Annotated in this window: 26 protein-coding genes and 1 pseudogene; 26 read left to right on the forward strand and 1 reads right to left on the reverse strand. The window is 34.8% G+C overall.

Annotation, left to right across the window (positions count from 1 at the left end):
* Positions 1–5 precede the first annotated feature (5 nt).
* The 5 genes and pseudogenes from SLH48_RS03225 (at position 6) to SLH48_RS03245 (ending at position 3,007) form a co-directional block, all read left to right on the forward strand.
* A complete protein-coding gene (locus tag SLH48_RS03225) occupies positions 6–692 on the forward strand; it encodes an ORF6N domain-containing protein (RefSeq protein WP_320256981.1) in 687 nt (228 codons plus the stop codon).
* Positions 693–737: 45 nt separating this feature from the next.
* Positions 738–989 (forward strand): hypothetical protein, encoded by a 252-nt coding sequence (locus SLH48_RS03230; protein ID WP_320256983.1) that lies wholly within the window; start codon positions 738–740, stop codon positions 987–989.
* 153 nt (positions 990–1,142) lie between these two features.
* Entirely contained in the window at positions 1,143–2,117 is a 975-nt protein-coding gene (locus SLH48_RS03235) for a DnaD domain protein (RefSeq protein WP_320256984.1), read from the forward strand.
* A gap of 42 nt (positions 2,118–2,159) precedes the next feature.
* A complete protein-coding gene (locus tag SLH48_RS03240) occupies positions 2,160–2,345 on the forward strand; it encodes a hypothetical protein (RefSeq protein WP_320256985.1) in 186 nt (61 codons plus the stop codon).
* Between the two features lie 123 nt (positions 2,346–2,468).
* Positions 2,469–3,007, forward strand: a pseudogene (locus SLH48_RS03245) (site-specific integrase).
* A gap of 34 nt (positions 3,008–3,041) precedes the next feature.
* Here the strand turns inward: SLH48_RS03245 and SLH48_RS03250 are convergent.
* A complete protein-coding gene (locus SLH48_RS03250) occupies positions 3,042–3,512 on the reverse strand; it encodes a hypothetical protein (protein WP_320256986.1) in 471 nt (156 codons plus the stop codon).
* A 692-nt stretch (positions 3,513–4,204) separates the two neighbouring features.
* Between SLH48_RS03250 and SLH48_RS03255 the strand changes: the two genes are divergently transcribed.
* From SLH48_RS03255 to SLH48_RS03355, 21 genes are all read left to right on the forward strand, one after another.
* Positions 4,205–4,378 carry a hypothetical protein gene (locus tag SLH48_RS03255; protein ID WP_320256987.1) on the forward strand — a complete coding sequence of 58 codons (174 nt, stop codon included), beginning with the start codon at positions 4,205–4,207 and terminating at the stop codon, positions 4,376–4,378.
* 407 nt (positions 4,379–4,785) lie between these two features.
* Entirely contained in the window at positions 4,786–5,118 is a 333-nt protein-coding gene (locus SLH48_RS03260; RefSeq protein ID WP_320256988.1) for a hypothetical protein, read from the forward strand.
* Between the two features lie 32 nt (positions 5,119–5,150).
* A complete protein-coding gene (locus SLH48_RS03265) occupies positions 5,151–5,318 on the forward strand; it encodes a DUF3954 domain-containing protein (RefSeq protein ID WP_320256989.1) in 168 nt (55 codons plus the stop codon).
* A 92-nt stretch (positions 5,319–5,410) separates the two neighbouring features.
* Positions 5,411–5,611 (forward strand): hypothetical protein, encoded by a 201-nt coding sequence (locus SLH48_RS03270; RefSeq protein WP_320256990.1) that lies wholly within the window; start codon positions 5,411–5,413, stop codon positions 5,609–5,611.
* Positions 5,612–5,631: 20 nt separating this feature from the next.
* A complete protein-coding gene (locus SLH48_RS03275) occupies positions 5,632–6,117 on the forward strand; it encodes an ArpU family phage packaging/lysis transcriptional regulator (protein WP_320256991.1) in 486 nt (161 codons plus the stop codon).
* Positions 6,114–6,656, forward strand: a complete 543-nt coding sequence (locus SLH48_RS03280; RefSeq protein WP_320256992.1) for a site-specific integrase — start codon at positions 6,114–6,116, stop codon at positions 6,654–6,656. Before SLH48_RS03275 ends, SLH48_RS03280 begins: the two co-directional genes overlap by 4 nt.
* A gap of 340 nt (positions 6,657–6,996) precedes the next feature.
* Positions 6,997–7,266 (forward strand): hypothetical protein, encoded by a 270-nt coding sequence (locus tag SLH48_RS03285; RefSeq protein ID WP_320256993.1) that lies wholly within the window; start codon positions 6,997–6,999, stop codon positions 7,264–7,266.
* A gap of 215 nt (positions 7,267–7,481) precedes the next feature.
* A complete protein-coding gene (locus SLH48_RS03290) occupies positions 7,482–7,793 on the forward strand; it encodes an HNH endonuclease signature motif containing protein (protein WP_320256994.1) in 312 nt (103 codons plus the stop codon).
* Between the two features lie 137 nt (positions 7,794–7,930).
* Positions 7,931–8,266, forward strand: coding sequence for a hypothetical protein (locus tag SLH48_RS03295; protein ID WP_320256995.1), 336 nt, complete (start codon positions 7,931–7,933; stop codon positions 8,264–8,266).
* Positions 8,263–9,897 carry a terminase TerL endonuclease subunit gene (locus tag SLH48_RS03300; RefSeq protein ID WP_320256996.1) on the forward strand — a complete coding sequence of 545 codons (1,635 nt, stop codon included), beginning with the start codon at positions 8,263–8,265 and terminating at the stop codon, positions 9,895–9,897. Before SLH48_RS03295 ends, SLH48_RS03300 begins: the two co-directional genes overlap by 4 nt.
* A 6-nt stretch (positions 9,898–9,903) precedes the next feature.
* Entirely contained in the window at positions 9,904–11,061 is a 1,158-nt protein-coding gene (locus SLH48_RS03305; protein WP_320256997.1) for a phage portal protein, read from the forward strand.
* On the forward strand, positions 11,051–11,758 hold the full coding sequence (locus SLH48_RS03310; RefSeq protein WP_320256998.1) for a head maturation protease, ClpP-related: 708 nt from the start codon (positions 11,051–11,053) through the stop codon (positions 11,756–11,758). Before SLH48_RS03305 ends, SLH48_RS03310 begins: the two co-directional genes overlap by 11 nt.
* A 19-nt stretch (positions 11,759–11,777) precedes the next feature.
* Positions 11,778–12,923 carry a phage major capsid protein gene (locus SLH48_RS03315; protein ID WP_320256999.1) on the forward strand — a complete coding sequence of 382 codons (1,146 nt, stop codon included), beginning with the start codon at positions 11,778–11,780 and terminating at the stop codon, positions 12,921–12,923.
* Positions 12,924–12,945: 22 nt separating this feature from the next.
* Positions 12,946–13,293 (forward strand): hypothetical protein, encoded by a 348-nt coding sequence (locus SLH48_RS03320; protein WP_320257000.1) that lies wholly within the window; start codon positions 12,946–12,948, stop codon positions 13,291–13,293.
* Position 13,294: 1 nt separating this feature from the next.
* Positions 13,295–13,597, forward strand: a complete 303-nt coding sequence (locus SLH48_RS03325; RefSeq protein WP_320257001.1) for a hypothetical protein — start codon at positions 13,295–13,297, stop codon at positions 13,595–13,597.
* Positions 13,584–13,931: a phage head closure protein gene (locus tag SLH48_RS03330; RefSeq protein ID WP_320257002.1), complete on the forward strand. Its 348-nt coding sequence runs from the start codon at positions 13,584–13,586 to the stop codon at positions 13,929–13,931. Before SLH48_RS03325 ends, SLH48_RS03330 begins: the two co-directional genes overlap by 14 nt.
* Positions 13,932–14,291, forward strand: coding sequence for an HK97 gp10 family phage protein (locus SLH48_RS03335; RefSeq protein ID WP_320257003.1), 360 nt, complete (start codon positions 13,932–13,934; stop codon positions 14,289–14,291). It abuts the gene before it with no gap.
* Positions 14,288–14,602, forward strand: coding sequence for a hypothetical protein (locus SLH48_RS03340; RefSeq protein ID WP_320257004.1), 315 nt, complete (start codon positions 14,288–14,290; stop codon positions 14,600–14,602). The genes SLH48_RS03335 and SLH48_RS03340 overlap by 4 nt, the downstream gene beginning before the upstream one ends.
* A gap of 1 nt (position 14,603) precedes the next feature.
* On the forward strand, positions 14,604–15,173 hold the full coding sequence (locus tag SLH48_RS03345; RefSeq protein ID WP_320257005.1) for a major tail protein: 570 nt from the start codon (positions 14,604–14,606) through the stop codon (positions 15,171–15,173).
* A complete protein-coding gene (locus SLH48_RS03350; protein ID WP_320257006.1) occupies positions 15,173–15,499 on the forward strand; it encodes a hypothetical protein in 327 nt (108 codons plus the stop codon). The genes SLH48_RS03345 and SLH48_RS03350 overlap by 1 nt, the downstream gene beginning before the upstream one ends.
* 214 nt (positions 15,500–15,713) lie before the next feature.
* Positions 15,714–19,337 carry a hypothetical protein gene (locus tag SLH48_RS03355; RefSeq protein WP_320257007.1) on the forward strand — a complete coding sequence of 1,208 codons (3,624 nt, stop codon included), beginning with the start codon at positions 15,714–15,716 and terminating at the stop codon, positions 19,335–19,337.
* Positions 19,338–19,346 lie beyond the last annotated feature (9 nt).

A 19,346-nucleotide genomic window follows, 5' to 3' on the forward strand; every position in this document is an offset into this window, starting at 1 on the left:
AGTATATGATCAAATCACTAATTATAGAAAAAAATGGACAAAGGTTGCTTACAAGTGAAATTCTTGCTGAACAGTATGGCGCGACAATAAAAATGTTAAATAACAACTTTGCAAATAACCAACAACGTTTCTTAGAAGATAAGCATTTTATCTTACTTGCTGGGAATGAACTAAGAAATTTCAAACGCGAATACGAAAATTTAGGAATCGCGCCTAACCTCAATAAATTATATCTCTGGACTGAAAAAGGTGCCTGGCTTCATGCTAAATCATTAAATACGGATAAAGCATGGGAAGCATATGAAATGTTAGTTGATGATTACTACAGGGTTAAACAAGAAACAAAAATGTTATCAGCGAGGGAACAATTATTAGCATCAGTGAGATTAACTTTAGAAAACTCTGAGAAAGTAGATCAGTTGGATAACAAAATAAGGCAATTAGAATACAAAGTTGATGAGCAAGTAACCTTGGATAGTGGGCAGCAAAGAAGAGTACAAAAAGCTGTAGGTGCAAAAGTGTACGAGCTAACCCTTGATAAGGGCGATCGAAAAGAATTGTTCAGGGAACTCCATCGAGACATTAAAGATCGATTTGGTGTAGCAAGTTATAGAGATCTGAAAAGAAGAGAGTTAGCATCAGCAATTAAATACATTGAAGCATGGATTCCAAAGAAGAAATTGGCATCATAATTCTACATAACTAGTAATCTCTCATTTTTAAGGAGGTGAATGATTATGACAATCATAAATTATGATAACCCTATAAAAAAACAGTTATTAGAGTTAATGAATCATGAAGCAATCATAGTGCAACTAATTGAAGTTTTATCTAAATCTGGGGATCGTAAAGAAGTTCGTTTACTGAATATTGAAAAAAGATTAACTAAAAATAGACGTATTTGTTTGCAGAAAGCTCTTGAACATAAAGAAATAGCAGTAAGCTGGACCAACAGCTTACTACACACAAACAAAAATAAACTAGCTTAATTTTATCATTGATAAATTAAGGCTTCAAGCTGTACTGAATAATCATACTTAATAATATGCAAAAGATGGACTAGCTATGTTATCAATTATTCTTTTGCTGAAAAAACCTTTAAAAACAAATAAACCAAACGATAAAGGGTGGAGTGATTTTATATGGCGGTATATAGACAAGTACATTGTGAATTTTGGCAGGATGCTTTTGTGTTGGATCTTACTCCAGAAGAAAAGTATTTTTACGTGTACCTTATGACAAACAGCAAGACCACTCAATGCGGTATTTACGAGCTTCCTAAGAGAATTATTGAAACGGAGACTGGATATAACAGAGAAACAGTTGAAAAGCTTCTACAACGATTTACCGAGTATGGAAAAATCCGTTATAACGAAGCAACGAAAGAAATCATCATTTTGAATTGGATTAAATATAACTTCATCAATTCTCCAAAGGTAAAAAAATGTATTGCTAAAGAAGTAGCTCAGGTTAAACATGAACCCTTTAGAAACCTTTATATAACCCTATTAGAACGATATGGATACCGTATAGATGGACTATCTATAGACTTGGGGGAAGAAAAAGAAAAAGAAGAAGAAAAAGAAGAAGAAAAAGAAAAGAATAATAATAACTTGGCTGACAAAATCGATGAAAAAAATTTAGGAAATCAAAATTCCAATGAACCAAAAGATATAGTAGGTCACAAACAACAAGGTCCAAACCCATTTGTTTTCTTTGAACAAAATGGCTTTGGCACAATCGGAAGTTATATTGCAGACAAAATCACAGGATGGATTAATGACCTTTCGCAAGACCTTGTTATTGAAGCTATGAAACTAGCAGTTGAGCAAGGTACAAAAAAATGGGCGTATGTTGAGGCAATATTAAAATCATGGTTTAATGCTGGTCTGAAAACACTGGAACAAGTGAATGCAGCAACATTAGCCCATAAAGAACAACAAATGAAAAGAACGGCTCATGGAGGTCAACATCCAACTAGACAGGAGATATTGCCTCATTGGTTTGAAGATAATCAAAGTCAATCTAGTGAAGGTAAGAATCATGGTGAAACAATTGATTTTGAAGCAGAAAAAGAAAAACTCCTTGAAAGAATGAAAAAATATAAGAGTAAGTAGTCATTCCCCAATCATTAACAGAGCTTAAGGGAGGCATTTGTAATGGCAGATACGAGACAAGTAGCTATGCATAAAGGTATTTCAAATGATCGTGAAACGCTCTCTATTATCACAATATATGAACCTGGTATTAACAAGCAGCAAGTAAAGGTAGAGAATCCCTTTACAAAAAACTGGGGAGTGTTATTGCTAGATAAATCTAATTCAGAGTGGGTTAGGGAGTTATGACGAGGGAAGAAAAGGAACAAATTGAACTTCAAAAGGAAATTATTCGAGAAGATTACGAAGACATAGACATAAAAAAATTACTTGAAAATCAATCAAAATAATATACCAGAAGGTGAAATAAGCTTGAAAGTAGTCCAACCCATTAGAAACGTTGAACAAATCGAAGCTATGAAACTAACACTTTTAAAACAAAGCAAACGCAATTACTTTTTATTCACGATGGGGATTAATACAGGTCTAAGAATTAGTGATCTACTCAAGTTAAGAGTAAAAGATGTAAAAAACCAAAGTCACTTGGTTATTACTGAGCAAAAAACTAAAAAGTCTAACGGATTTAAATTGAACAAGGAACTCCAGAAGCAAACGAGTACACGATCAACTTGAATGACAATGATTATTTATTTAAGTCATTCCGTGGTTCAGACCATATTAAACGATCTCAAGCATGGAAAATCCTAAATGAAGCAGCACAGGAGGTTGGTGTGTCAGAATGCGGTTGTCATTCAACGCGAAAGACGTTCGGATACTTCTTTTACAAGAAATATAAGGATGTCGCCTTACTGCAAGAAATATTTAACCACAGTCATCCTTCAGTTACCTTGCGGTATATAGGAATTAGTCAAGACCTTGTGGATAATGCTGTGGATAATTTTAACTTATAAGACTTATTTTGTATTGTGGTTACAAAAAAATAAATTAGTGTTTAATAACTAGCGCATTTAAAGCACGAGTTTGAGCACAAATGGTATCTATATCGACACATGGTCCAGCATCTTGAATAAATATTCGATAGATATGCAAACCAGTATCAGGATAATCAACCCAAGTTAGGTTAGGGGTTATAGTATCAGTTAAATTATCGTCTTGATTGCTGAATTCTCTTTGTAATCCAATTGTAGCTAAATTTATTGGTGTTCCATTATTGCTAATTCTTTGGAGGATATAATCTATGTTAATATTTACGGGCAAACCCGAACCATCAGTAGTAATTTCTAAAGTAACAACGGAATTTAAATGTATAATATTACCTTTTTTTACCAATATAGGAGGTAAAGTTAAAACAGCCTGAGGCATAAACATAGAGTTGGAAAATAAAGTTAATTTTTCTAATGATTGATCCTTAAATGACTCTAAAGGTTTCTCATTTTTGCATTTGCAATTACTCATAGTTTCACAGTCCTTTTACAGTAATAGTTGTTATTAATAAATGCAAAAAGTTAGAAGATGCAACTGATATATGACCAAGTAAAATATTTTATTTTTATTAAACTCAGAGTAATTTAGTTTGATAAAAAACACCTCCAAAAAATTGAAGGTGTCAAAACAATACATGTTTTCTATTTATTAATTTTTGATTCATTGATAGCGTTCTTAACAGCTAGTTTAATCACCCAATATAAAATAGTTATGCCGATTACGAAAAAAAATAAATAGAAAAATACATTATACATTTTTAGTCCCACTCCTGTTAATAAGGTTTAATTGATAGAAAAATACACATATTGTTTATTATAACAAACAGACACTTGAAAATATTGAATATTAAGGAAACTAAATAAGCATTGTGGTTACTAAAGCAAAAAACGCCCCAAGAATGGAGGGCGTTCACATGAAGAAACTTAGCTTAAACGGATCGTTGCTTTCTGAAAAACTTTCCTATCCAGTATATGATGGCCACAGGTATCACCGAAAGCACAGTTAATACAATAAATGCTAAGATGCCCAATGTTAATCGCTCCAAACATGAATTTTTTATGTTATAGAAATCCTTACCATTTATTATATAGCAAAATATTAGATTGTAAAATTAATGAAACATAATAGCAATTATGTCCATTAGCGAAAGGAGATACGAGGTTGTGAGTAGTAAAGTAAATAAACTTTTGGACAGAGCAGGGCTATGGGAAACATGGTCAAAACGAGCTGAAGCAAAAGGTGATTATGATCGGGCAGGAAATCTTAGAACAAAAGCACTTCAATTGAAAGCTGAAGCACGTCGAATTGAAGAAAAAAATAAAGCTAAGGAAACTTAATGATAGTTTTGGAGAATTAAATGATTTATTCAATGGATAGTTAAACACCATTAGTAAAAAGTTGTATAGATTAACAATCCAATCAGTGCAATAAATAAGATTCGTCCAATAATAATATGAAAAGACTCTACTTTTATCATGGTATTAGACCAGGTTATTAGAAAAGGTCTCTCTTTATCAAACATATATTTAAAGAAAGCAAAAGGTAAACTAATTAATGCGTATATACCAACCAAAATTGGTATTGTAATTAACACCCTAAATATTGTCTTGAATATAGTTTCTATAAATTCCATAAGTTTTTCTTCTCCAAATTAATAATAAAATTATATTTTAGCATATATGGTGACTAATGGAATGATTAGGTCGTGATTTTTAGTAAACACAAGATAGATGGAGGCGATTAGATGGGAAAAACAGTACCAGGAGTACGTGTTACAGAAAGTAATGACGATCTCATTGTTAAAATTGATAAAGAATTGCTAATTAACATTTTTGAAAGTCATCCTGAGATGGTTTATGAGGATTCATCGGGAGATAGAGTACAACATGTGAAAATCAGGGACAAGCAAGTCTTTTTTAATAACCTAAAATATGCAATGACTGAAGTAAAAGATTTCGAAACGGGAGCTACTAGGACAGCATCATTCATGATCGAAATGATGTATTGTCTTTGGGAAGAAGACTTATCTGAATTTATAGAAGATATCTCTGATGATAGATGGGAACTTAAGGATTAGAAAATGATAGTTTATAGCAGGGAGGTTCACCAGTGAAAAGAAAGATTGATGAAATAGATTTGCAGAATAAAAGAAAACTATATGTTGTTAAAAATGGTGAATTGATAGCTCATGATCTTCCAGAGCATGGAGAAACGGTAGTTGTCATGCACCAAGGAGAAGCAAAAGATATCATTACTACCGTTAAAACAAGATTATAAGTCCGACCTGACAACAGGAGGACACTGATCATTACAGCAATTTAGCTGTATGGTTGGTGTTCTTTTTTATATGTAACAAGGAGATGAAAGGAATGAGAACGATCAAAGGAGAGATGGATAAGTGGGCAACTGAAAACCAAGTTAACGTTCACTTACCTAAGAATCGTAAACGAAGGAAGAATGTTAAAAAGAAGAACACTGAAGAACTTTCTACCCGTGAATGGGAAAACCTCATTGATAAATATAAAGATCGTTATTATCGAGGACCTGGTGGAGCTTTTCGTTCAAGATAACAATAGTGAGGAGTGGTCAAATGACAAAGAGTAACAACAAGGAAAATAAAAAGAGACAATTAACATTTGTATTACCTAAGATAGATGCTGGAGCCACAAAAGAACGTGTAGAAGGAGCATTTGAGCAATACAGAATATATTTATTGAGTGTTCCAGAGCAATTTGAACCGAAAGTAACACAATCCTTTTCATTTGTACCATCCTCACCAACGAATGAATTTAGATCATTTACTGAAGATGCTGCTATATCTAAAGTAGATTACGAAATAGAACAAGAGAGATATATACAGAAGGTGCAACGAGCTGTCAATCGATTAAGTTATCAAGAAAGAGCCATCATTATTAAAAGGTATATGAACGAAGAAGATGTATGTGATTATGAGATATATAACGATATAGGTATGAGTGAGAGAAGTTACTACAGGATCAAGAAGCGTGCTTTTTATAAGCTTGCTTTAGCTCTAAGAGTTGAAGTATACGAACAAGAAGAAGGTGATACAGAATGAATTTCGTTCAACCTATCCGAGATCCAGATATGATATTTGAAATTAAACGCTATTTAAAAGAACAGAGTTACCGAAATTACATGTTGTTTGTAACAGGCATTAATTCTGGTCTACGTATATCAGATATTCTTCCTTTACGAGTTAAAGACGCTAAACGATCATATTTCAATATTATAGAAATTAAAACAGAAAAGAAAAAACGTATTGATATGACACCTCAATTACAACGTGAATTCAAGCTTTATATTGAAGGTATGGAAGATCACGAGTATTTGTTTAAGAGTCGTGAAGGGATTAATAAACCCATCGGAAGAAGCATGGCTTATAAGATCCTACGAGATGTTGCAGATTATGTAGGGTTGGATGATATAGGCACACATACATTAAGGAAAACATTCGGTTATCACCTTTACAAGCAAACAGGGGATGTTGCATTATTACAGAAAATATTGAATCACAGTGACCCAGCATTCACGTTAAGGTATATTGGGATAGACCAGGATGCAATGAATAAGGCAATTAAAAACTTTAAAATATAGTTCACTCTCATAAATAGGGTGAGCTTTTATTTTATCTTTATGATCTCTCTAATTCTCTTCAATAAGGTAGTGTGTAACTCATTTTTAGGAAGTGGCATGAGGTTATGTGTATCAAGGCTTTCAGCCTCTAGGGGAATTACACACAATATAAGATATGGGTAACTCATTAATAATAATATAGATATTTTAATCAGTGGCAGAAAAGTGGCAGAAAGCTGGCAGAGCATTAGGGATTTAAGGTGTTATTATGGTATTAGGCAGTTTTACCAATGATCACCTCTCTAATTCTTATTCTCTGTATTTTTTGAAGGGAATTATCTCCTTTTGTAGAATATTGTAGATGAAAGGAGACGGATATTTAATGGGAGAAGAAATTTCTAGTATAGTGTCTGGTTCGTTTATTGCTTTGGGACTAGCAGTAATCCCAGTTATTCTAAAGTATTTTGTATTACCAGTAATAATAGTTATCGTAATAAGCAGATTTATATTAAAACTTCGAGGAAATGTGCTGCAGGGTTTAGTGAGTTTAACTGCGTTAGTGTGTTTGTTTCTCTTTGGAATTTATGGAGTACCAGAAATGCTACAGAATCTATCAGCAAGTTTAAATTAACAAAGAAAATTATAATATATATATTTTACAACTTTATTAGTTATGAAGACAGTCTATCCACAATGGGTAGACTGTTTTATATATATAAAAGTAGGTTCTTTGGGGACTTTAAATTCTTGCGGGTACGCTGAACCCCAAAGCTTAGCTAGTGACAGAGCTGAAAAGGTCATTACCGTTTCTGTTTAAATATAACAATACTGAGGTGTTATTCATGCATGTACAAAACTAAGGAACAAAAGAAAAAGTTCTACAAGTCAGGTGCTTGGCAATCAACAAGGATGAAAGCGTTAGAACGTGATAATTACGAATGCCAGGAATGTAAACGACAAGGAAGAGTCTACACAGACAATCATGATCCAGATAAACATAAACGTTTAGACGTGGACCATATCAAAGAGATCTATACACATCCTGAGTTAGCGTTGGAACTTGATAACCTAGAAACGCTTTGTGTTAAATGCCACAACAAGAAACACAGGCGTTTTTCTAAGAGTAAAAAGAAAGAATGGGATGATGAGAAGTGGTGATAGCCCCCCCATTAAAAGGTTTGGGCTATTCTTCAGAACCACAGGAACGGGGAGGTACTCTACTTTCCAAATTTACAGCAAAAATTCCGTGAATTAATTTATTGGGAAAAATTTCAAGTTGAAAGGAGGGTTGTCGGATGCCAAAAATTAAACGAGGAACTTTAAGAAGGCGGATAGAAAATGACTTGAATACGCAGTTGAAAGAAAAATCTGTTAGAGGGAATCATTATGAAAACTTGATACAAGATTATTTATCATTATGGGATTTAAAGTGTGAATTAATTGATGATATTGAATCTATAGGTATAAAAGTCTCTGGTATGCATGGTCCGAAATCTAACCCTTCTATCAACGATTTGCATAAAACCAATGATCGAATGATTAAGATATTAGATGCACTTGGTTTAAAAGCTTCACCTTTAGAAGATGATGATCAACCAAAGAATAAGCGCTCTGCTAATGATTTAATATGATTAGCAATAAACATGTAGATGAATATATCCGTCAGTATAAATCAGGTGAAATCAAACTGAATAAAGAGCGTGTCATGTTGATTGAATACCTGGAAAAACACATACTAACGAGAAATGACTTATACTTCGATGATGTGATGATTGATAATTTCATCAAGTTTACAGAGAAATGGTACTTCCCTTTACAGTCGTTTCAAAAGTTTTTGGCAGCATTTGTTTTTTTATTCTATAAAGAAGATGATTCAGTATTCTATGAGCAGTTTTTGATCATGATGGCGCGTGGTGCTGGGAAGAATGGATTCATTTCAGCATTAACTCATTTCTTGATTAGTGAGCTTCACGGGATACCAAAATACAACGTGTCAATTGTTGCCAACTCAGAGAAGCAAGCTAAAATGTCTTTTAATGAGGTCTATGACACAATTGAAGGCCAAGGAGTTCTTGAAGATTTATTTTATAAAACTAAAGTAGAAATCAAGAATAACAAAACGAAAAGTTTGATGCAGTTTCACACATCGAACGCAGGAACAAAAGATGGTTTCAGAGATGGATGTGTGATTTACGATGAAATTCACGAATACGAAAATGATGATATTGTAAGTGTATTCTCTAGTGGACTTGGTAAAGTGCCAAATGCTAGGGAATTTTTTATTGGTACAGATGGATTTGTAAGAGAAGGATTTCTCGACAAGACGAAAGAACGAGCATTGAATGTGCTTGAAGGAAAAGAACTTGATGATCCGTTCTTCCCTTTTATCTGCAAGATAGATGATCCCAAAGAATTAGATGATCCTGAACAGTGGGAAAAGGCTAACCCTATGTTCAGCGAGCCTAAAAGCGTATATGCAAAAGGGTTATTTAAAAAGGTTCTCACACAATACAAGCAACTGGCTAATAACCCTTCAAATCGTGAAAAGTTCATGACCAAGAGGATGAATTACCCAGAAGTTGATTTAAACAAAACGGTCGCATCATGGGACGACATATTGGCAACAAACAGACCATTTCCAGAATTGCAACATCGAACTGCAGTTGGTGGTCTTGATTTTGCTAGTATTAAAGACTTTGCTGCAGTTGGATTGTTGTTTAAGGTTGGGGATGATTATGTGTGGAAAACACATTCATTTGTACGACAAGGGTTTTTGGATAATGTAAAGCTAAAGGTGCCAATTAAAGAGTGGGAGAAACAGGGTTTTCTTACGATTTTAGATGAGCCAGTTATTAATATTTCTAACATTGTAAGTTGGTTCGTGAAGATGAGAGAGCAATATGGAGTCAATACAATCGTAGCTGATACTTTTCGTTTAGACCTGGTTAAAACAGCATTAGAAGCAGAAGGGTTTGAATTATTATATATACGGAATCCAAAAGCCATTCATTCTTTACTTGCACCGAGAGTTGAAACCATGTTTGCTAATCATAACATTATTTTTGCTGACAATCCTTTGATGCGTTGGTACACCAATAACGTTTATGTACACATCAAGAAAGACGGCAACAAAGAGTATTTAAAGAAGGATGAAGTTAGGCGTAAGACGGATGGGTTCCATGCGTTTATACATGCCTTGTGGCAAGCAGATAATATTCTGGTGGATGATGTGGACTTCTTTATTGGTGACATAAAATTCTAAAGGGAGGTGAATATAATTGGGTTTTTAGATGCGATATTGAAACGGAATAGCGAGTTAGGCTTTATGTTTGATATTGAAATGTTTGAAGATACATCAAACAGAATTCACATGAAGAAATTAGCCATAGACACATGTATTGCTTTTTTGGGTAGAACCATAAGTCAATCAGAATTTAAAATCAAGAATGGTACCACTCTTGAAAAAGATGAGTTGTATTATCGTTTAAATGTTAGGCCGAATAAAAACATGACCTCAAGCACCTTTTGGGAAACATTTATTCATAAGCTTGTTTATGATAATGAGTGTTTGATTATTCAAGCTGATGATGGGGACCTACTTATTGCTGATGATTTCCAGCATAATGAATATGCAGTTTTAGAGGATACTTTTACGAATGTTACTGTGAAAAATTATCTTTTCAAACGTAGTTTCCGACAAAATGAGGTCTTTCACTTGAAATATCGAAATGAAAAGTTATCACCATTGATTGATGGGTTATTTACTGATTATGGTGACTTGTTCGGTAAAATATTAAACTCTCAAAAAAGAAAAAATCAAATACGCGGCACAGTTGATATGGATATGATAGCTGCAAAAACCCCAGAACATCAAGCCAAACTACAAGAATTTATTAATAATATGTATAAAGCTATTGGAGAGAAAGATATAGCGATTGTTCCACAACAAAAGGGTACTGAGTACAAAGAATTATCAGGTGGAAATGCAAAGAATGGTCAGAGCGTGGATGAGATCAACAAAGTAACGAATGGATTCTTTGATCAAGTAGCAATGGCGATTGGTATCCCTATAAGCCTACTGCATGGTGATATGGCAGACGTAGAAAAACAAACAAAAAACTATATGTTGTTTACGGTCAAGCCCTTGCTAAAAAAGGTTGCAGATGAGGGTAACGTCAAGTTTTTCACCATGGAAGAATACTTGAATGGCCAAAAACTTGAGATTCAGAGTATTTCATATAGGAATCTATTTGACCTTGCAAGTAGTATTGATAAGCTTATTTCTTCTGGAGCCTTTACTGGAAATGAAATTAGACAAGAAGCAGGCTTTGAACCATCGAATGATACTAACTTGGATAAACACTACATCACGAAAAACTATACTGAAATGCAATCTAGTGAAGGAGGTGAGAAGAATGAAGCATAGAATCAAAGGAGACATTGTTAGATGGAATTCTAGCATTTGGGATTTTGACTATCGTATGAAATCCATAAAAGATGATGAGGACATTGAATTGTCAATTAACTCTTATGGAGGCGATGCATTTTTAGGAATAGATATGTGTAATACTTTAAGAGACCACAAAGGTAATGTAACAATTACGATAACTGGTATTGCAGCAAGTGCAGCATCAGTCATTTGTATGGGAGCTGATAAAGTAATAGCACATGCTAATACAATGATTATGGTTCACAATGCTAGTACACTGGCCTATGGGAATGCTAAAGAATTACGGAAGGCTGCTGATAATCTTGATAAAGTGAGTCATTCAGCAATGCAATCTTATCTCAAAAGAGTAGATGCTGATAAGATGAAGGAGTTAATGGATGAAGAAACATATCTCACTGCACAGGATGCATTGGATATCGGGTTAATTGATGAAATTATTAACGCTGAAGTTGAAGAGGTAGAATCAGAAATCTTCGAAAACAAAGCAAAAGAGTTTAATAATAAACTTGTCACAATGCAAGAACCATCAGTTGTAGCTAATAATGCAAATTATGAAGAAATGTTTAATGAATTAAAGAATGAAATAGAACAATTGAAGAAACAATCTCAAAAAGAGCCTGAACAAGAACCTGTGAGAAACAGCAACTTGAGCAAGCTCTTTTTAAATTTATAAAAAATTGGAGGAAAAAAGCATGACAATTACATTTAATAAATCTGAGCAATTTAAAAATGCAAAAGAGAAATTAACAACAGCCCTTTCAAATGCTGAAAGTACAGAATCTGAACAAGCAGAAGCATTTCAAAATTATTTTGATGCATTACAAAACGAAGTAGTAAATTCTGTTCGTTCTCAAGTGAATGATGAAATGTTGGATCGCTCAATTCTTCAACAACGTGGGCAAAACGTTTTAACCTCAGAGGAAACCAAATTCTTTAATGCAGTTGTAGTTGATGGAGGATTTAACGATGATTCAATTCTTCCAGTGACAACGCAAGAGCGTATATTTGAAGATTTAATAACAGAGCATCCTTTACTTTCTGCGTTAGGATTGCAAGATCTGGGAGCTGTAACTCGTTTTATTTATTCTGATCCAACTAAGGCTTATGCATGGGGGCCATTATTCGGAGAAATTAAAGGTCAAATAAATGCAGCGTTTAGAGAAGAACAAATTGGACAAATGAAATTAACAGCATTTGCTGCAATACCAAATGACATGGTTGAACTTGGTCCTATGTGGGTTGAGCGTTATGTCCGTACAGTGTTAGTAGAGTCCTATTCTGTTGGATTAGAATTTGGCTTTGTAAACGGTGGAGGACCTAGTGTTAATCAACCAATTGGACTTATTAAAGACGTTGCTGAAAACGGAGCAGTATCTGACAAAGCATCATCTGGTACACTTACATTTGCTCCTTCTGAAAAGGGCGAAATTGTAGCAGGGGAATTGTACAACGTTATCAAAAAGTTATCTACTGATACTAACGATAAATCACGTAAAGTATTAAACAGAATAGTTATGGTAGTCAATCCTGTGGATGCTATTGGTGTACAAGCTAGGAACACCATTCAAACAGCAAATGGTCAATGGATTATGGCTCTACCTTACAACATTCAACCTGTGGAGTGCGAAGAAGTACCAGTAGGTAAAGCTATCTTCTTTGTAAGAGGAGAATACCTTGCAGCAATTGCTGGTGGGTACAAACTGAAGAAGTTCGACCAAACACTTGCGATTGAAGATGCAACATTATATACAATCAAACAGTTCGCAAACGGTAAACCAAAAGATAATAAAGCAGCATTGGTTTATGATTTAGACATTGATTTTACACCTACAGCTTAAAATGAAAGGAGCGTAATTATAGATGCCTTATAAAGTAATTAATAATTTTATAGATAAAGAAACAAACTCTTTTTATGAGGTTGGAGAAGAGTATCCTAAAGATAACGAGGAACCAACAGAAAAACGAATTGATGAGCTGTCAAAGAAACATCCTAAATATCGGAAAATATTCATTGAGGAAATTGAAAGTGATTTAAAAGATGATGGATCTGATGAGTCTTTTTCTGAAAGTGAATTGAAAAATATGACCAAAAGTGAACAAGAGAAAATAATTATAGATTTAAACGGTGATCCAAAAAGCGCAAAAAACGAAGGAGAACGTATTAAGTTAATCTTGCAACTTCAAACTCCTGTTAAACAGGGGGAATAAGATGAGCATTGCGGATTATATTTTAACAGAATTTAAGGAAAGGATGCATTTAGGTGATGACGAAGATGAAAACCTAAGACGCATCCTTTCTGCGTCTAATAATAGTTTAATTCGTATATGTGGTGATTACGATATTAACACTGATGAGGAATTTAAAGAGCTAGTTTTCGAGCGATCACGATACGTTTACAATGATGCTTTAGAATTCTTTAATACCAACTTTTTAAATCAGATCAATAGTTTAAGTGTATCGAAGGCACTTGAAGAGATCCAATTAGAGGGTGATACAGATGCAGCCGTTTAAATATAAGCCTAAACTGAATTCCGGCCAGTTCAGACATCGAATTACTTTTATTAAAACTGAGATGGTTGAAGATGAACTTGGTCAAAAGATTGAGAAAGATGATGATTACGTAACTTGTTGGTCTGATATTAAGACAATGCAAGGTAGAGAATATTTTGCTGCGTCTGCTGCACATGCTGAAAGAACATCTCGTTTCATCATTCGTTATCGATCTGACATTGATCCTTCTATGAAAATTAGATTTATGGATCGAATTTTTGACATTACTCATCCTCCTATTAATGATAATGAACGTAATCTTACGCTTACTATTATTGCAAAGGAGCGTGTTTAAATGATTAACATTAACGGGTTGCAAAAAGCATTAGAAGAAGAACTACAACAATACCATAATGATGTAAATAAAAAGGTGGAAACGGCTAAAGAAGAGGTTACTAAAGAGCTTGTGTCTACATTAAAGCAACACCCGTCTCCAAAATTAACGGGGAATTATCGCAAGGGATGGCGCATTAAGCGAGTTGGTAATAAAATCATTGTTCACAATAAAACAAACTATCAACTCACTCATTTACTTGAACACGGACACGCAAAAGTTGGCGGTGGTCGTGTGCCACCAATCGTACACATAAGGCCAGCCGAGGAAAAGGCTGTGGATGATTTTGTTAAGAAATTAGAGCGAGGTATAAGCTCATGACTCTTGTGGAATTGAAACAGATATTGGATGCAACAGGCTTACCTATTGCTTATTCGCATTTTAAAGAAACACAATTACCTCCGTATATCTGTTATTTAGCCTCGTATTCTTCTAATTTCATGGCTGATAACAAAGTTTACAAGAATATCGATAATATTCAAATTGAGCTTTACACAACAAAAAAAGATTTAGTTGCTGAAGCTATTATTGAAGCAGCTTTAAATGACAATCAGGTTCCTTGGGAATCAACGGAGACTTTTATTGAGTCTGAACAATTATTTCAAAAAATATACGAAATGAGGTTGATATAAGATGTCCGAAAACAAAGTCACTTTTGGATTAGAAAATGTCCATTATGCAACCTATACTGAAGCAAATGGAACAATTACTTATGACACACCAATTCCTATTCCTGGAGGTGTAGAGCTTACGCTAGATCCACGTGGGGAGCTTACTGAGTTATATGCAGATAATATTTTGTATTACGTTGCGAAAAGTAATCAGGGTTATGATGGAACTTTATCGATTGCTAACATCCCCGAAGAGTTTGCAATCGATTGTTTAGGCGAGATTAAGGATGAAACGGATGGGGTTATTTCTGAAGTGGCGGATGCAAAGACTAAGCCATTTGCATTGCTGTTTGAATTTGACGGAGATATAAAAGCAGTAAGGCATGTTTTGTTCAATTGTACTGCGAATAGACCTTCAGATAAATCATCTACGAAAACAAATAGTTCTGATCCTAACACTAAAGAATTAAAATTCGTCGCAAGTCCACGAACAACAGATAAGCATGTGAAAACAAAAACATCTTCAACCACTAAACAGGAAGTTTATGATGCATGGTATGACGAAGTTTATGAAAAGGCAGATGTTGCATAATGGAAAAAGTGATCCATATTGATGGAAGAGATGTTCGTTTTAAGGCGACTGCGGCAGTACCAATGAGATATAAAGCTCAGTTTGGGAAGGATTATTTTTCTGAAATCCTGAAATTATCCGACTTGAAAGGTAGTAAAGATAAGGTTTTGAAAGAAATTGATTTTGATGTGTTTTATAATATCGCGTGGACAATGGCTAAGACGGCTGATAAGTCCATTGGTGATCCATTAAGTTGGTTAGATGAATTCGAAGAATTTCCAATTATAGAGATTCTTCCAGAGCTTCAAGACATGATCGTGAAAACCTTACAATCTAAAAAAAAGTAAACGAGGGAACTAGCAGTGGAGAAACAATCTCCACTGAAAAGTTCCTTTACTTATGTAAAAAAGCTGAATTGTCAAAGGGTGATCTTGAAGACATGACAATTGGCATGTGCATTGACTTTATTGATGAGACTGTAGAAATGTCAAAGCCACCTGAAAAACGTGTAAGAAAAGCTAGTCAAAGCGACTTTGATGCTTTTTAAAGTGAGGTGAGAACATGGCACAAAGAATAAAAGGTATCACTGTTGAAATTGGCGGTGACACGGTTGGTTTACAAAACTCCTTAAAAGATGTGAATAAAAGAAGTAAACAATTAAATACCGAACTACGAGACGTTGAAAGATTACTTAAGTTTGATCCAGGTAACACTGAATTAGTTGCTCAGAAACAAAAGGTTTTAGCGGATCAAGTGGACAATACAACAGATCGTTTAGATAAATTACGCTTGGCTCAATCTCAAGTGGAAACACAATTTGCACGTGGGGACATTGGCGAAGATCAATATCGTGCCTTTAAGCGTGAAGTCATCGCAACAGAAGGCCAACTTGATAACTTGCGTAAAAAAATGGATGATGTCGGTAAAAGTCGTGGAGCTGATAAGGCTGCAGATGACATTGATAAGGTCGAGAAGGAGTCTAAACAAGCTGAAAAAGCCCTAAAAAAAATGGGAGAAGCATCCGAAACAGCATTTAAAGGTTTAGCTGGAGGAGCTGTAGCAGGAGCAGCAGCAATTGGCGGTCTTGTTGCAGGTATGCAAGATCTGAATAAAGACTTAGCTAAACTAAAAACAAATGCTTCAAATGCAGGTTATGACTTAGAAGGTGTTGAAGAAGGCTTTCAAAAAATTGCGGCTGTATCAGGAGAAACAGACTCAGCAGTAGAAACGATGTCTAACTTAATGGCCACAGACTTTTCAGACCAGCAAATATCTCAAGTGATTGACGAGATAAACGGTGCTGCCATTCGCTTTTCTGACACATTAAAAACAGAAGGAATTGCTGATGGTTTACAAGAGACATTCGCAACAGGTGAAGCTGTTGGCCAGTTTGGTGAATTATTAGAACGTAGTGGTGTAAGCCTGGACACATTCAATGCAGGCTTAGCAGAAGCAAAGAAAAACGGTTCTGAAACTGATTATGTGCTACAGCAACTATCTGAACTAGGCTTATCATCGGCTTATGATGAATACAAAAAACTCAATCCTGAACTCGTTGCTCAACAAGAAGCCCAGTTGGAATTACAAATGGTTTTAGCAGATTTAGCATTAGTGTTAACACCACTTGTAACATTGGTTATCGAATTCTTAACAACGATAGGTGAATGGATAAACGAGAACATTCAATTGGTAAAAAGTTTCGATTCAATTGGTGAAGGGTTAAATGCCGTTGCTAGTACTCTAGTTGATAAAGGGATGTCATTAGTCACCAACCTTGTTGAGGGTATTATTAACAATTTGCCTATGTTTATTGAGACTTGGCAATCATTATTGGCAAGTTCCATTGAAAGGATAGCTGAGTATTTACCTCAATTATTGGATGTCGGGATAGAGCTTGTGGGCACATTAGTAGATGGCTTAAATCAAATGTTACCTAGCTTAGCCCAAGAAGCATTAACCTTAGTTAATGTCATTATTGAAACAGTATTAGATGCAGTACCAAAGTATTTAGATACAGGGTCAGAAGTGCTATCCTCACTGATCGAAGGATTGAGTCAAACATTACCTAATTTAGTTGATATGGCCGTTACTGTTGTAGATACCATTATTGATAAAGTAATCGAGTTGTTACCTGGAATTTTGGAGACTGGTGTTGAAGTATTGTTGGCGCTGATAGACGGGATTCTAGCAACATTACCTGAGTTAACTAAATCAGCAATTGGACTAATAGATAATACTGTGAAAACTTTGGTAGAAAATTTACCAAAGATCATTGAATCAGGTGTAAACATACTTAAGTCGTTAGTAAGTGGGATCATTGACAGAATACCAGAATTAATTAGTGCAGCCATTACATTAGTTGCTGAAATTGTTTCTACAATAGCTAAAAACCTTCCTGACATCTTGTCTGCAGGAGTTGATATATTACTAGAATTAATTGCTGGGATCGTTTCAATCGCGTTCCAACTTGGTGAGGCAATTTTCACAGATATTATCCCTGAAATTGTAGAAACACTTGGAGAAGTGGATCTTTTACAGATCGGAAAAGACATCATTCAAGGACTTATCAACGGGATATTATCTATGGGAGCTGAGTTGTGGGGAGCAGTTAAAGGTATAGGTAATTCTATTATAGACACTTTCACTGGAGATTTAGATATCAACTCACCTTCACGAGTGTTTGAAGGATATGGTAAGAATATAAATGAAGGTCTTATAAAAGGAATAGACAGTACCATTGCAGATGTTGAAAAACAAGCGAAAATATTAGCTGAATCAATTGTTCCAGATATGAAAAAACCTATCAAATCAAGCAAAAAACAACTCGAAGAATTAAGTAAAATAGCAGAAAAAGAAGCGAAAGATCGTTATAAAAGCGTTGAGGAATACATCGAAAAACAACAAGACCGTGAGCAAATAACAGCCGAGGAAGAGGTTGCAATATGGGAATACGTAAAAAATGAATTTGTCTTAAGCCAGGAAGAAAAAAGACAAGCTAGTCTCAATTTAAGAGATGCCAAACGTGTTGTCGATCAGCAAATGTTTGAAAGTGAAAAGGCATGGATAAATGCGCGCAAAGATTTGAACGAACTTTCTCTTACTGAAGAACTCGCAGCATGGGAACAAGTAACAGCAAGGTACGATGAAGGTTCGAGTAAACGCATTGAAGCAGAACAAAATGTATTTCGAGTGCGTGAAGAGATTCATTCTAAGCTTACTGCTGCCAGTGAAGAGTTTCTTTCAAAAACTCAAGAAATCAACTCTAATGTGGAAAAAGAAGAAAAACGACTAAATGGTGTATATGAGAAGGCTGTTGAAGAACGAACAGCATCAATTCGTGATTTTGCAGGGTTGTTTGATGAGGTAGTAAATAAAGCAGATATTACAGGACAACAACTCTTGAAGAACCTTGAAGGTCAAGTTAATCAAATTGATACTTGGTCATCGAGCATAGAAGAACTAGCGAAGCGTGGGATTGATGAAGGTTTACTTGAAGAACTGCGCCAAATGGGGCCGAATGCTCTACCCGAGATACAGGCTTTATTATCTCTTTCTGATGAAAATTTAACTCTTTATGAACAATTATGGAAAGAAAAAAGTTCACTTGCCAGACAACAAGCAGTTGGAGAATTAGAAGGCTTAAAATTAGATACACAGCAAAAAATTAATGAGCTTCATATTAATTCAAAGGGACAATTGGAACTAGTAAAGCTTGATTTTGTTAAAAAAGTTCAAGAAATTAGGGGAGGAACTACCGAAGAGTTTAATGCAATGAAAGATGACCTTCCTAGTATTGGTAAGAATGCAATTGAAGGGCTTATTGATGGTATGAATAGTATGAAATCATCTGTCATTAGCAAGGCGAGAGAAATCGCAGATGCGGTTAGTAGTACAATCGAAAGTGCTTTAGACATTAATTCTCCTTCAAGAGTGATGATGGATGTGGGTAAATGGATTCCTGAAGGGTTAGCTGAAGGGATGGAGAGTAACATCAGTTCTGTAATTGCGGCAACAAACAACATGGCACACGCAGCGATACCTAATATGCAAGATTACCAAAGCTCTCCTGTTTCAAAGACATTTGATCAATCCAAAAAGATGTATAACACAATTAATATAAGTGCTACATCGAGTGATGCTCGTGCAGTTGATAGAGCGTTAAGGAGATTAGCATATGAATTCTAAAGGATGGTG

This window comes from Cytobacillus sp. IB215316 (genome assembly GCF_033963865.1).
Classification (GTDB): domain Bacteria; phylum Bacillota; class Bacilli; order Bacillales; family SM2101; genus Nanhaiella; species Nanhaiella sioensis.